Raw genomic sequence first — 13,053 nt, forward strand, 5'->3', positions numbered from 1 at the left:
TTTGACCGCTGTCAAAACAGGAGCGTCAAAAATGTCGTTAAATCAGCGTTTTATGTCATTGGCGATAGCGTCTTGCCCGGTGCCATGTCACTGAAGGCACAGTGCTTTATGAGAGGTTCTACCTCCTTGGGAGTAGTCAGGATGTGCAGGAGAACACCATGGGGGTAGGCCGACGATTCGTGGCGTCGCACCACGCGCTGAGCCTGACCATCGGCGCGATACTGGCGGCGGTATCGCTGCTGGCGCTGGGCGGCATGATGGCCAGCGGCTGGCTGGCGGAGACGGCCCGGCATGATGCCCGGGTAATCAACCAGGCCGGCTCCCTGCGCATGCAGGCCTGGCGGCTGAAGGCGCAGGCCGGCACGGCGGACGCCGCGCAGTGGCAGACGCTGCTGGACGGCGTGGATGACACCTGGCAGCACCTGGCGACGGCGGTGGCGCAGGAATACGATGCCGACATCGCCGAGCGGCTGGCGGCCGTGCGGCTTGAATGGACCCGTGCGCTGCGACCGGCCATGCGCACGTCCGACCGGGCGGCGAGCGTGGCCACGGCCCGCATTGTCCGTCACGTCAGCGCACTGGATGATCTGACCGGCGAGCTGCAGACGCTGGCCGAGGCGCGCCTTGCCCGCCTTCGTCTCCTGCAGGTCATCCTGCTGCTGCTCACCCTGCCGCTGATCGGCTGGGGGGCGTATCAACTCTACGCTCACGTGCGCCGCCCGCTCGGCCGGCTGCTGGGCGTGATCGAGGCGCTGCGCGGCGGCAACCTTCAGGCCCGCAGCGGCTACTGGCGCAACGACGAGATCGGACTGCTGGCGGCCACCATTGATGACATGGCCGGTCAACTCGACGTGTTCTGCCAGCATCTCAACGATCAGGTCGAAGACCGCGGCCACCGGCTGGAGCAGAGTCATCTGGCGCTGACGCTTTTGTACGATAACGCGCGCTATCTGGCCACGACCCCGTTCGAGGTCCTCGATCCCGAAAGCACCCTGCGCCCCTTCGAGGCGCTGATGGCGCCGGCCGAGCTTGGACTGGTCGATCCTCACCGCACGGCGGATGACGACCCCGCCGCCCACCGGTTCCCCCTGCAGGGCGATAGCCGCACGCCGCTAGTGCTGGTGGCCCGCCTGCCCGGCGGGGCGCCGCTGCCCGACTGGAAGGGCCGGATCTGCGAGACGCTGGCCGACCAGCTGGGCGCGGCACTGGCCCTGCGCGCCCAGGGACGGCACAAGCGTCGCCTGGCGTTGATGGACGAACGCGCCGTGATCGCCCGCGAGCTGCACGACTCGCTGGCGCAGTCGTTGAGCTACCTCAACATTCAGGCGCTGCGGCTGGCCTGTGCCCTGCCGGAGACGGCCGATAACAACGCAGGCGTGATTGTCGGCGAGCTGCGCGACGGTATCGATCACGCCTATCGCCAGCTGCGCGAGCTGCTGGTCACCTTTCGCCTGCGCCTGACCGAGGAGGGCATCAACGCCGCCGTGCAGGCCACCGTGGCAGAGTTTGCCGAGCGCGGCGGGCTCGATATCGACACGACGCTTACGCTGGCCGATGACACCCTCTCCCCCGATCAGGAGCTGCATCTGGTGCAGATCCTGCGCGAGGCGCTGGCCAACGTGGTCCAGCACGCCCGGGCGCACCGGGTCACGGTGACCCTGACCGATCATGGCAGTAGCATGGCGCTGGTGATCGAGGATGACGGGGTGGGGCTGCCCGAGCAGACGCAGCGCCCCTGTCACTACGGCACCATCATCATGGCCGAGCGCGCGCGCAGTCTGGGAGCGACCCTGACGCTTGCCCGGCGCGAGGCCGGCGGTACCCGGGTGGCGCTTGAATTTACCGTTGAAGGAGCAGGCGATGACGCAGTCCAAGCAGGGCCGGAACATTCTGATCGTGGATGATCACCCGCTCTTTCGCCGCGGCGTGCAGCAGCTGCTGGCCATGAGCGAGCGCTGGACCCTGTGGGGCGAGGCCGACAGCGGCCAGCAGGCGCTGGACATCTGCGCGCGCCACACGCCGGATCTGATCCTGCTGGACCTGCGCATGCCGGGCATGGACGGCATCGAGACGCTGACCCGGCTGCGCGAGGCGGGCGTGACGGCGCCGATCGTGATGCTCACCGTTTCGGAGGAGCAGGAGGACGTGCTGGCCGCCATTCGCGCCGGTGCCAGCGGCTATCTCTTGAAGGACACCGCCCCCGAGGACCTGCTGACCGCCATCGACGGCATCGAGACCTCGGATGACGCCTTCGATCCGCGCCTCATGGGGCTGCTGGCCCGGGCGCTGCGCGAGCCGTCCAGCGGCCCCGGGGTGCTGGTGGCCCGGCTGACCCGGCGCGAGCGCGACATCCTGCGCCTGATCGCCCGCAGCCACTCCAACAAGGAGATCGGCCGGCGCCTCGAGATCAGCGAAGGCACAGTCAAGGTGCACATGCGCCACCTGCTGAAAAAGATGGGCATGCGCACCCGCACCGAGGCGGCGGTGTGGGCCGCCAGGGAGGGATGGAAATAGGTGCGGGGCTGGTCAGACCGGCCGTGCCCGGCTAGTCTGGCGGGCCCTACCGTATAACTGGAGCGCTTTCCATGCTGAAACCGTTACTGCGCGGCTGCCTGCTGGCGCTGCCGCTGCTGTCGCCCCTGGCGCTGGCCGATGCCGATCATCCGCACATCGAGATCCGCACCACCGAGGGCGATATCGAGCTGGCGCTCGATGCCACCGCAGCGCCCAATACGGTGGAGAACTTTTTGCGCTACGCCGAGGATGACTTCTATCAGGGCACCATCTTTCACCGCGTCATCGACGGTTTCATGATCCAGGGCGGCGGCATGACGGTCGACATGGCAACGAAGAAGACCCGTGACCCCATCGCGCTGGAAGAGAGCGAGCTCAAGAACACCCGGGGCACCATCGCCATGGCGCGCACCGGCCAGCCGGATTCGGCCACCAGCCAGTTCTTTATCAATCTGGTCGACAATCCGGCGCTCGACTACCGCAACCTCTACGAGCCCGGCTATACCGTCTTCGGCCACGTGGTGGATGGCATGGACGTGGTCGATGCCATCGCCGGTGCGCCCACCGCTCAAAAGGGTCCCCATGCCGATGTGCCGCGCGAGCCGATCACCATCCTGGACGTCGAGCGACTGGACTGAGTCTTACCGTCCCGGGTCACCATGACACGGCCCCGGCCACCCGAGAGGGTGGCCGGGGCTGTTGGATGTATAAGGGGTCACCCGGGGCTTAGGCTCTGTCTGAAAAGTGCCTGCGCTCGACAATACGGCGTTAAAAATTGACTCAGAATACTCATTTACACCCCGTAAACTCCGCTTCTTCGCCAATTTTTGCCTTGTCTTGTCTTCGCTCACCAACTTTTCAGACAGACCCTAGTGCAGCTGACCGGAGGGGCCGAAGTACTCGAAATGGCGATACGGCGTATCGACCCCGAGGGCGGCCAGCTCGTGGTCGATATCGCGCATGAAGCCGGTGGGGCCGGTGAAGTAGCAGCTCGGTGTGGCCTCGCGCGGCAGATAATCCGCCAGCAGGGCACGATCGATGAGGCCCTTGTGGCGCGCGTCGTCGGGCGTATCCGGATGGCTGTAGACGTAGCGGTAGGTCAGCCGGCTGCCGTACTGCTCGGTCATGGCCTGCAGGTGCTCATGGAAGGCGTGGACGCGGGCGTTGCGGGCCGCGTGCAGGTAGATGACCCGGCGGCCCGCCGCCAGCGCCTGCGCCATGAGTGACAGCATCGGGGTCTGGCCGACGCCGCCGCTGATCAGCATGACCGGGGCATCGCGATCATCCAGCACCATCTCGCCCACCGGCGCCAGCAGCCGGACGTGATCGCCGACGCTGACGTGATCATGCAGGTGGCGGCTGGCGCGACCCTGGCCTTCACGCTTGACCGAGATGCGATAGAAGTCATCGCCCGGGTTCGAGGTCAGGCTGTACTGGCGCAGCGCCCGCTCACCGTCGATGTCGAGTGACACGCCCAGGTACTGCCCCGCCTTGAAGGTGCGAATCGGCCGGCCATCGAGGGGTTTGAAGTAGAACGACACGATCTCTTCGCTCTCCGGCACGCGGTCGGTAAGCCGGAAGTCGCGCTCGCCGCGCCAGCCGCCCGGGGCACTCTCCAGCGCCTCATAGGTGTGCTCCTCGGCCGCGATCAACCGGTCGGCAAACTCCCAGTAGAGCCCGCTCCAGGCATCGGCGATCTCGGGGGTGACGGCATCGCCCAGCACCTCGCCGATGGCGGCCATCAGACACTCGGCGACGATGGCGTACTGATCGGGCTGCAAATTGATCGCCACGTGCTTGTTGACGATCGGGTACATGAGTTTTTCCAGCGCCTCGGGGTCATGACGATTGAGCGCGTAGGCCACCACCGAACGGGCCAGGGCCCGGGGCTGCTCACCGGTCTCCTGGTGGCGCATGTTGAACATCGAACGCACGTGCGGGTAGCGCTCGAACATCAGCGGATAGAAGGTCATGGCGATGGTTTCGGCGTTGTCGGCCACGACCGGGGCGGTGGCGTTGATGACATCAAGCTGCTTGTCGTTAAGCATGGCGCGCTCCTGGCGATGCGGTAGCAATATGAGACATCTTTCATATCGCAATCGCCGTGCCAGCCATGGCGCCATGTGACAGCCTGCCACACCTCACACGGCCCGACGCCCGTGTGAGGCGGCGCGCGCCGGTCGCGCGACAGGAGGCCTCTGGCACTGTCGCGCGGATCATGGTCATAATGACCCTGTTTCAACGTGTCAAAATGACAATATGGCAAGCGGGGTGTCGATATGACCATCTTTTCACGGGCGCTGCGAGAGCTGCTGTCCGCGCTGAGTGACGGCAGGCCCCTGGATGCCCTGCACGCGCAGTGGTCGCAGGTGCTGGCCGCGCTGGTGCGTAACTATCCGGCCGATGCCTGCACACTGATGGTCAGTGTCGAGGGTGGCCTGCAGCCGGTGGCAGTGCTGGGCATGGATGACGAGGTCTGCGGGCGTCATTTCTCCCTGCAGGCGCATCCGAGGCTGGCCGCGATCGCGGCGCATCCGCAGGTCTGTCGCTTCCCGCGCGACTGTGCCCTGCCGGACCCCTTCGACGGCCTGCTCGATGCCGATCTCACCCATGTGCATGACTGCATGGGCGTGGCGCTGCGCGACGGCGAGCGGCTGCTGGGCATGCTGACACTCGATGCGCTGGTGCCCGATCAGATGGCGGGCATCGATGACGACGAACTGATGGCCGCCGCCGAGCTGCTGGCCACCTGTCTGCGCCTGACCGGCCAGCTCGAGGAGACCCGCTCGCGGCTCAATCAGGTGCTCTCGCCCGGGGAGAGCGCGCCGCGGCGCGCCCCCGGCTGGCACAGCCCGGCCATGGCGCGGCTGTACGAGAGCATGGCGCTGGTGGCGCCCACTGACCTGAGCGTGCTGCTGCACGGCGAAACCGGCGTGGGCAAGGAGCTGCTGACCCATCACCTGCACGAGCGCTCCCGGCGCTGCAACGGGGCGCTGGTCAAGGTCAACTGCGCCACGCTGCCGGAATCGTTGATCGAAAGCGCGCTGTTCGGCCACCGCCGTGGCGCTTTCTCCGGCGCCACTCGCGACCATCGCGGCCATTTCGCCATGGCCGACGGCGGCACCCTGATGCTGGACGAAATCGGCGAGCTGCCGCTGTCCCAGCAGCCGCGGCTGCTGCGCGTGCTGCAGGAGGGCGAGATTCAGCCGCTGGGCAGCGACCAGCCGGTGACGGTGGATGTACGCCTGATCGCCGCGACCAACCGCGATCTGGCCGAAGAGGTGGCGGCCGGGCGCTTTCGCGAGGACCTGTACCATCGCCTGAGCGTCTTCCCGCTGCGCATTCCGCCGCTGCGCGAGCGGCGCGAGGACATCCTGCTGCTGGCCGGTCATTTTCTGGAGGACAACCGGGTGCGGCTCGGCCTTGCCAACCTGCGCCTGGACATCAGCGCCGAGCAGGCGCTGCTCGCCTGGCACTGGCCCGGCAACGTACGCGAGCTCGAGCACACCCTGGGCCGGGCCGCCCTGCGGGCGATGGGCGAGGCGCGCCCCGAATCACGGCGCTCGGCAATCGTGCGCATCAGCGCGGCCCATCTGGATCTGCCACTGCAACAGGCCACGTCGCCGGAGACCGTGTCGGCCGCTGCGTTATCCACACCCGCCCGCGTGCCACCGGCGGTGGATAACACGCTCTCCCTGCGTGACGCCACCGATGCCTTTCAGCGTCACCACATCGAACAGGCGCTGGCCGCACACGATCACAACTGGGCCGCCAGCGCCCGGGCGCTGGACATGGACAGCGCCAACCTGCACCGCCTCGGGCGCCGGCTGGGGCTCAAGTAGACGCCGGAGTGCGACGTGACACGGCAATGTTTCACGTGAAACATGGAAGGTGTGACACACGTTCGGCCGTAACATGAAAAAAGCCCGCCTGTTACGCAGGCGGGCTTTTGTATCTCAAAGCCGTTCAGACCTCGACACTCAGCGTCACGTCGATATTACCGCGGGTGGCGTTGGAGTAGGGGCACACCACGTGGGCCTTGTCGACCAGTTCATGGGCCAGCGCCTCATTCATGCCGGGCAGGCGGATATTGAGTGCCACCTCGATACCGAAACCGGTCGCGATCGGACCGATGCCCACTTCCGCACCGGCCCAGGCGTTGGCCGGCAGCGTGACCTCCTGCTGCGAGGCCACGTGCTTGAGGGCACTCATGAAACACGCCGCGTAGCCGGCGGCAAAGAGCTGTTCCGGATTGGTGCCGTCACCGCCGGCGCCGCCGAGTTCCTTCGGCGTGCTGAGCACGACATCGAGCTTTTCGTCCGAGGAGACGGCGCGGCCTTCACGGCCGCCGGTGGCCTGGGCGCTGGCGCGGTAGAGAATGGTTTCGATCGACATGGTCATGCCCCTGTTCTTCTTTGTGCTATTTAGTATCGCGCTATTTGGTTGAATAAAAGATTAAATGCTGTCCAGATGACGTTTCAGGGCGTTGAGCTGATCGCGCAGCGCCGTCATTTCCGACGCCGAGCACCCCGTGGCCCGTCGAGCTTCGACAGGAATGGCCCGGGCCTCTTCACGCAGTGTCCGGCCCTTGTCGGTCAACGAGACCTCGACCTGGCGCTCGTCTTCACGGGTGCGCGCCCGCCGCACCAGTTCGGCACCTTCCAGCCGCTTGAGCAGCGGGGTCAGCGTGGCCGAGTCCAGCGACAGGCGCTCGCCGATGCCTGACACGGTCAGGTGATCCTCCTCCCACAGCACCAGCATGACCAGATACTGGGGATAGGTCAGATCCAGCTGTTTGAGCAGACGCCGATAGAGCTTGCTCATGGAGAGCTGGGCGGCATAGAGCGCGAAGCACAGCTGCGACTCCAGGGCCAGCAGATCATCGTGGTGCTCGAGGTGTTCGTTGTCGTTGGTCATGGCTGCAATCTATATCGTGCGCTATTGAATGGATAGCGATTTAAAGCTATGAGCGTCATAGTGCCGGCTTCGGAAAGGCCATGACGATCAGGGAGTTGCCGTGTCGGTGCGTATCGTGATGAAAAACAGCTTTCATCAACAATAACCTGTATCAGCAAGGATGCGCCGGCGCGCCATCAGGAGCACGCCGGACATGATGACTTTCAATCGGTCAGGAAGTCGAACTTCTCGCGCAGCGCGTCCCAGCTCTCCTTCGAGTTGGCGGCGATCATGCGGCCCTGATGGATCGTGGGGTTATAGGGCGTGCCATCGAGCAGCGCGGCGTAACCGCCGGCTTCCTGAAGGATCATGATGCCGGCGGCGTGATCCCAGGGCATCAGCTTGGCGGTGAGCATGAAGTCCACGAAGCCGAACGCCATGGTGCGGTATTCATGGCAGGCGCAGCCGAACGCCATCATGCGGGCAAAGTCGGGGAAGAGCCCGGCCAGATCGTACTGGGTCTCCTTCGGGAACAGGCGCAGCGAGGTCGAGCCGACCATGTTCGATACCCTGGTGGTGTCCGAGACCTGCAGGCGCTGCTCGGCGTCGTCCGGGCGGCCATACCAGGCGCCCTCCCCCTGGCGCGCCGTGATCCAGTCATCGGCCAGCGGGTCGTAGAGCAGGCCGAAGACGGTTTCGCCGCGGCTGACCACGGCCACGATCACGCCGAACTGGTTGAGATTGCGCGCGAAATTCCAGGTGCCGTCGATCGGATCGATGATCACTGCCATCTCGGCATCACGGATGCTGTCCAGCAGCGTCTCGTCTTCGGCGACCGCCTCTTCCCCCACGATGGTCGCCTCGGGAAAGGCCTGCGCCACGCCCCGGGCAATCACCTGCTCGGCGCTCTTGTCGGCAATGGTGACCAGGTCATCCGGGCCCGCCTTGGTATCGATGGCCTCCGGGTCGAGCCGGCGAAAGCGCGGCAGAATTTCGGTTTTTGCAGCGTGGCGAACGATATCGATAAGGGTTCGGGCGGCGGCCTGATCCAGGGTCATGACGGGGCTCCTTGGCAAGGGGTGAAGGGTCGAGGCATCAACGCGGGCCGGATGACCACGGGCGCGACGATACCGTGCGCCTATAGCATGGCGGTCATCCAGGGCAATCACCAGCACCGATGATGAACGACTCGCGCTCGCCGTCGCCGAGGGTCCGTCACGCTCCGACAGGGGATTGCCACATCGCTGCCGCTTTGTTTAAATATATTGATATATTTCTATATTAATAGGTGAAAGAGATGACAACCTCTGCTCAGGCGCTGGCCGCGCCGCTGTTTGAACCCCTCTCGCTGGGCCCGGTCACGATCCCCAACCGCATTGCCATGGCGCCCATGACGCGCAACCAGTCGCCCGGTGGTGTGCCGGGCGAGGAGGTGGCGGCCTACTATCGAAGCCGTGCCGAAGGCGGTGTGGGGCTGATCATTACTGAAGGCACCTATATCGACCATCCGGGCGCCAACGGCTACCCGGACGTGCCGGCCTTTCATGGCGAGGCCGCACTGGCCGGCTGGAAGAAGGTCGTCGAGGGCGTTCACGCCGCCGGTGGAAAGATCATGCCGCAGCTGTGGCACGTCGGCCGCGAGCGTCGCCCGGGGGTCGAGCCGGATGCCACCGTGCCGGGCTTCGGGCCGATGTCGATCGTCGAGGACGGCGTGGAAGTCGTGAAGGCGATGACCGAGCAGGACATTCAGGACGTGGCGGTCTCCTTCGCCCGCGCCGCCAGCGATGCGAAGGCGATCGGCTGTGACGGTGTCGAGCTGCACGGCGCCCACGGCTATCTGATCGATCAGTTCCTGTGGCCCGAAAGCAACCAGCGCGAGGACGCCTACGGCGGCAGCCTGGACAACCGACTGCGCTTCCCGCGCCTGATCGTGCGTGCGGTCCGCGAGGCCGTTGGCCCGGATTTCCCGATCATCTTCCGTTTCTCGCAGTGGAAGCTCTCCGACTACGAGGCGATCATCGCCGAGACCCCCGAGGCGCTGGGCGAGCTGCTTCGCCCGCTGGCCGACGACGGCGTGGATGTCTTCCATGCCAGCACGCGTCGCGTCTGGGAGCCGGGCTTCGAGGGCAGCAGCAAGACGCTGGCCACCTGGACGCGCGAGCTGACCGGCTGCCCGGTGATTGCCGTGGGCAGCGTGGGGCTGGACAAGACCTTCCGCACCGGGCACTTCACCCGCACGGAAGACCCCACCTCCAAAAGCCGGGTCAACGTCGAGGAGCTGGCCTCCTGGCGTGCGCGCAACGACTTCGACCTGATCGCCATCGGCCGTGCCCTGCTCTCCGACCCGCAGTGGGCGCGCAAGGTACGTGACGGCCGACTGGATGAGCTGAGCGATTTCGATACCAGTGCGCTGGACACCCTTGTTCGCTAGGCGGCATCGGCCGAGCTGTCTCGGCAGCCCGGCCGTGAGTGCGTATACTGGTCGGGCCTCCACCGCCTGGCCCTGATCATGGATATCAACACGATTTTAAGCGCACTGGCCAACCCGGTGCGGCTGGACATTCTGTGCTGGCTCAAGGAGCCGGAGCTGCATTTCCCGCCCCAGAAGGAGATGGCCCCGCCCGGGGGCATCTGCGTCAGCCACATTCGCGAAAAGACCGGCCTCTCCCAGCCGACCGTGTCGCTGTACCTGTCGACGCTGTCGCGCGCGGGGCTGGTGTCGTCCCAGCGGGTGGGTCAGTGGACCTATTACCGCTACGAGCACGAGGTCGCCGAGGCCTTTCTGAGCGCCCTCGGCGAGCAGTTGTCGGTCACTGATTCGCAGTGATTCAACCGGTGGATGCGTGCCGGGATGACGATGCATGGGCTGATGGCGTATGAATGGATGGCGCGTGGACCGATGACGCCTCGTCTTCTCCCGCCAGTCCCCAGAGCCGCTCGATGGCCACGCTGACGCGGCTGCCCGCCGGCAGCGCCACCGGGCTGTAGGCGGTCAGCGACTGACCATCGGTCAGGCGCAGCGCGATGACGTGGCGCTCGCCGCGAAAGATACAGCCCTCGACCCACGCCAGCAGTCCGCCCTCTACCCCCAGCCGCACATGCTGCGGTCGCACGAAGCCTCTCGCCCGGCCCTGATCGCTCAGGCGCCGGGCGTTCGCCCCGGTCAGCCACTCGTTTGGGGTGGCGTGCGTCAGGCGAACGACACTGCCCTGACCGATAAAGCGGGCCACCTCGACATCGCACGGCTGGTGATAGAGCGTCTCCGGCGTGGCGAACTGCTTGAGCCGGCCGTTTTGCATCACCGCGACCCGATTGGCCAGCGCCATCGCCTCATCCTGATCGTGGGTGACGTACACCATGGTGGTGCCGGTCTCGCGGTGAAAGTCGCGAAAGTAGTCCTCCATGCTGGCGCGCAGGTGGCGGTCGAGATTGGCCAGCGGCTCATCGAGCAGGATCACCGCCGGCTGGCTGACCAGACAGCGCGCCAGCGCCACCCGCTGACGCTGGCCGCCGCTGAGTTCGCGCGGATAGCGCCCGGCCATACGGGTCATGTCCACCCGCGCCAGCACCTCTTCCACCCGCCGCCGACGCTCGTCGCGGCCCACCTTTCGGACCCGCAGCGGATAGTCGACGTTGCCCGCCACGCTCAGATGCGGCCAGAGCGCGTAGGACTGAAACACCATGCCCATGCGCCGCTGCTCGGGCGGCACCTGCACCTGCGGGCTGGAAAGCAGCTGATCGCCAAGATGAATCTCGCCGTGATCCGGTGTCTCGAAACCCGCCAGCAGGCGCAGCGTGGTGCTCTTGCCGCAGCCGCTGGGACCCAGCAGCGCCACGAACTCGCCCGGCTCGATGGTCATGGAGAGCGCCTCGAGCGCGGTGTGTGACCCGAAACGCTTGCCCAGCGTCGTCATCGACAGACGCCCTGCATTCATTGCTGCCATGGCAATACCCCCTTCGGCAGGCGACGCGCCATCAGCTCCAGCGCCCCCATGATGGCGACCACCATGGCCACAATCACCACGGCGACCGACGAGGCCAGTACGCTGTCGCCGCTGTCATCCAGATTGAAGATCAATACGCCCAGCGTCTCGTTGCCGGCCGACCATAAAAGCGCCGACACGGTCAGCTCGTTGACGGCGCTCAAAAAGACCAGCAGGCCCCCGGCCATGGCGGCCGGCGCCACCAGCGGCAGTAAAATGTCCCACAGGCGGCGCGCCGGGCCGGCACCGGCCAGCCGGGCGGCTTCTTCAAGGCTGGGGTCCAGCTGGGCAAAGGCGCTGTGCAGCGGCTTGAGCGCCACCACCAGAAAGCGCGACAGATAGGCGATGAAGATGATGCCCAGCGTGCCGTAGAGGGAATAGTTGATGATCGGCAGCGGCCGGCTGAACACCAGGATGCAGGCGATCGCCAGCACCACGCCGGGCAGCGCAAACGGAATATCAAACAGCGCCGCGCACACGCTCAGCACCTTTGAGCGCCGACGCGCGAGCTGCCAGGCCAGCGGCAGGGTCAGCGCCACCAGCACCACGGCCGCGCTGCCGGCCAGCCACAGGCTGTTGCCAAAGGCGCGGGCGGTAACCGCCTGACGGGTGAACATTTCCTGATAGGCCGCCAGGCTCAGGTGCTGCCAGTCCAGCCCCATGCCGAAGGCCGGCACCAGTGAGGTGCTGATCAGCGCCGCCAGTGGCGCGACCAGCATCAGCCCCAGCAGGGCCCAGAGCATCAGCGTGAGCGGCCACCGCCAGCGACCGGTGGCGAACGTCAGGGGGCGGCTACCCTGCCCGCCGAGGCGATAGTCGCGCCGGGCCAGCAGCTGGTGCTGCAGCCAGATGCCCACCCCCACCAGTAACGTCATCACAAGCGCCAGTGAGGCGACGCGATCCAGTACGCCGGTGCCGAAGCCGGCCAACTGCTGATAGATCAGCGTGGGCAGCGTGTAGTAGCCCACCGGGATGCCCAGCATGGCCGGAATGCCGAAGTTGCCCAGTGCGGCGATGGCCGCCATCGCCGTGCCCGCGATCAGCCCCGGCGTGCTCAGCGGCAGGATCACCGTGCGCCACACCGTATGCGGCGGTGCCCCGCTCAGACGGGCGACTTCCACCAGCTCCTGCGGCAATTCGGCCAGGCTGGCCCGCAGGGCGAGAAAGACCATTGGCGCGTGCTGAATGCCCAGCAGCAGTGCAATGCCCTCTCCCGAATAGAGCGGCTGCGGTGACCCCAGCGCCGGGGCCAGCCCCAGCGTGATCAACAGCGTACTGGCCGGGCCGAACAGCTGCAGCCAGGCCAGCGCCGTCACCTGGGGCGGGATCATCATCGGCAGCATGAAACAGATCACCAGCGCTCGCCGGCCGCGCAGGTCGGTCAGCGCCAGCGCAAAGGCAAACAGCATCCCCAGCGCCACGCTGATCAAAGTGCCCAGCGCCGTGGTGTAGAGGCTGTGGCCGGTGGCCTGCCAGGTCGTGGGGCTGGTCAGTACCTCGACCAGCGGCGAGTCGCGCCACGGTGTCGGCGCGGCCAGTGTGGTCAAAAGCGATTCCAACAGCAGCTGGCCCACCGGCAGCAGGCAGATCAGCAGCGCCGGCACCAGCAGCAGCCCCATGCCAAGCCGGGGCATGCGGGGTGTCATGGCGGTTGAAGCCA

The 13,053-nt window shown here is 66.2% G+C and carries 12 protein-coding genes; 6 read left to right on the forward strand and 6 right to left on the reverse strand.

From position 1 onward, the window contains the following. Positions 1-158: 158 nt before the first annotated feature. The 3 genes from M1D97_RS00340 (at position 159) to M1D97_RS00350 (ending at position 3,152) form a co-directional block, all read left to right on the forward strand. Positions 159-1,904, forward strand: a complete 1,746-nt coding sequence (locus M1D97_RS00340) for a histidine kinase (protein ID WP_456268753.1) — start codon at positions 159-161, stop codon at positions 1,902-1,904. Then, the gene (gene narL / locus M1D97_RS00345; RefSeq protein ID WP_456268754.1) at positions 1,861-2,514 is read left to right on the forward strand and encodes a two-component system response regulator NarL; all 654 of its coding nucleotides are present in this window, start codon (positions 1,861-1,863) and stop codon (positions 2,512-2,514) included. The genes M1D97_RS00340 and narL overlap by 44 nt, the downstream gene beginning before the upstream one ends. A gap of 71 nt (positions 2,515-2,585) precedes the next feature. Beyond that, complete coding sequence (locus M1D97_RS00350; protein ID WP_456268755.1) at positions 2,586-3,152, forward strand: peptidylprolyl isomerase; 567 nt, start codon at positions 2,586-2,588, stop codon at positions 3,150-3,152. Between the two features lie 231 nt (positions 3,153-3,383). Here the strand turns inward: M1D97_RS00350 and hmpA are convergent, their stop codons facing one another. Then, the gene (gene hmpA, locus M1D97_RS00355) at positions 3,384-4,562 is read right to left on the reverse strand and encodes an NO-inducible flavohemoprotein (RefSeq protein ID WP_456268756.1); all 1,179 of its coding nucleotides are present in this window, start codon (positions 4,560-4,562) and stop codon (positions 3,384-3,386) included. A 231-nt stretch (positions 4,563-4,793) separates the two neighbouring features. Between hmpA and norR the strand changes: the two genes are divergently transcribed. Further along, positions 4,794-6,356 carry a nitric oxide reductase transcriptional regulator NorR gene (gene norR, locus M1D97_RS00360; protein WP_456268757.1) on the forward strand — a complete coding sequence of 521 codons (1,563 nt, stop codon included), beginning with the start codon at positions 4,794-4,796 and terminating at the stop codon, positions 6,354-6,356. 124 nt (positions 6,357-6,480) lie between these two features. Here norR and M1D97_RS00365 read toward each other — a convergent pair whose 3' ends face one another. The 3 genes from M1D97_RS00365 to M1D97_RS00375 form a co-directional block, all read right to left on the reverse strand. Further along, a complete protein-coding gene (locus M1D97_RS00365) occupies positions 6,481-6,909 on the reverse strand; it encodes an organic hydroperoxide resistance protein (protein WP_456268758.1) in 429 nt (142 codons plus the stop codon). A 60-nt stretch (positions 6,910-6,969) separates the two neighbouring features. Further along, positions 6,970-7,431, reverse strand: a complete 462-nt coding sequence (locus M1D97_RS00370; RefSeq protein ID WP_456268759.1) for a MarR family winged helix-turn-helix transcriptional regulator — start codon at positions 7,429-7,431, stop codon at positions 6,970-6,972. Positions 7,432-7,634: 203 nt separating this feature from the next. Continuing rightward, on the reverse strand, positions 7,635-8,468 hold the full coding sequence (locus tag M1D97_RS00375) for an inositol monophosphatase family protein (RefSeq protein WP_456268760.1): 834 nt from the start codon (positions 8,466-8,468) through the stop codon (positions 7,635-7,637). A gap of 239 nt (positions 8,469-8,707) precedes the next feature. On the opposite strand from M1D97_RS00375, the gene M1D97_RS00380 reads away from it, so the two are divergent. Both M1D97_RS00380 and M1D97_RS00385 read left to right on the forward strand, forming a co-directional pair. Beyond that, positions 8,708-9,841, forward strand: a complete 1,134-nt coding sequence (locus tag M1D97_RS00380; protein WP_456268761.1) for an NADH:flavin oxidoreductase — start codon at positions 8,708-8,710, stop codon at positions 9,839-9,841. 78 nt (positions 9,842-9,919) lie between these two features. Further along, the gene (locus tag M1D97_RS00385; protein WP_456268762.1) at positions 9,920-10,237 is read left to right on the forward strand and encodes an ArsR/SmtB family transcription factor; all 318 of its coding nucleotides are present in this window, start codon (positions 9,920-9,922) and stop codon (positions 10,235-10,237) included. Between the two features lies 1 nt (position 10,238). On the opposite strand, the gene M1D97_RS00390 is transcribed toward M1D97_RS00385, so the two are convergent. Both M1D97_RS00390 and M1D97_RS00395 read right to left on the reverse strand, forming a co-directional pair. Next, positions 10,239-11,354: an ABC transporter ATP-binding protein gene (locus M1D97_RS00390; RefSeq protein ID WP_456268763.1), complete on the reverse strand. Its 1,116-nt coding sequence runs from the start codon at positions 11,352-11,354 to the stop codon at positions 10,239-10,241. Further along, complete coding sequence (locus tag M1D97_RS00395) at positions 11,342-13,039, reverse strand: ABC transporter permease (protein ID WP_456268764.1); 1,698 nt, start codon at positions 13,037-13,039, stop codon at positions 11,342-11,344. The genes M1D97_RS00390 and M1D97_RS00395 overlap by 13 nt, the downstream gene beginning before the upstream one ends. Positions 13,040-13,053 lie beyond the last annotated feature (14 nt).

Source organism: Kushneria sp. AK178, assembly GCF_053903105.1.

Excerpts from the sequence above, each read along its gene's own strand:
- M1D97_RS00350 (WP_456268755.1), top strand. The coding sequence starts at position 2,586 with ATGCTGAAACCGTTACTGCGCGGCTGCCTGCTGGCGCTGCCGCTGCTG.
- M1D97_RS00385 (WP_456268762.1), top strand. The coding sequence starts at position 9,920 with ATGGATATCAACACGATTTTAAGCGCACTGGCCAACCCGGTGCGGCTG.
- M1D97_RS00370 (WP_456268759.1), bottom strand. The coding sequence starts at position 7,431 with ATGACCAACGACAACGAACACCTCGAGCACCACGATGATCTGCTGGCC.
- M1D97_RS00380 (WP_456268761.1), top strand. The coding sequence starts at position 8,708 with ATGACAACCTCTGCTCAGGCGCTGGCCGCGCCGCTGTTTGAACCCCTC.
- M1D97_RS00340 (WP_456268753.1), top strand. The coding sequence starts at position 159 with ATGGGGGTAGGCCGACGATTCGTGGCGTCGCACCACGCGCTGAGCCTG.
- M1D97_RS00395 (WP_456268764.1), bottom strand. The coding sequence starts at position 13,039 with ATGACACCCCGCATGCCCCGGCTTGGCATGGGGCTGCTGCTGGTGCCG.
- M1D97_RS00390 (WP_456268763.1), bottom strand. The coding sequence starts at position 11,354 with ATGGCAGCAATGAATGCAGGGCGTCTGTCGATGACGACGCTGGGCAAG.
- M1D97_RS00375 (WP_456268760.1), bottom strand. The coding sequence starts at position 8,468 with ATGACCCTGGATCAGGCCGCCGCCCGAACCCTTATCGATATCGTTCGC.
- M1D97_RS00365 (WP_456268758.1), bottom strand. The coding sequence starts at position 6,909 with ATGTCGATCGAAACCATTCTCTACCGCGCCAGCGCCCAGGCCACCGGC.
- narL (WP_456268754.1), top strand. The coding sequence starts at position 1,861 with ATGACGCAGTCCAAGCAGGGCCGGAACATTCTGATCGTGGATGATCAC.
- norR (WP_456268757.1), top strand. The coding sequence starts at position 4,794 with ATGACCATCTTTTCACGGGCGCTGCGAGAGCTGCTGTCCGCGCTGAGT.
- hmpA (WP_456268756.1), bottom strand. The coding sequence starts at position 4,562 with ATGCTTAACGACAAGCAGCTTGATGTCATCAACGCCACCGCCCCGGTC.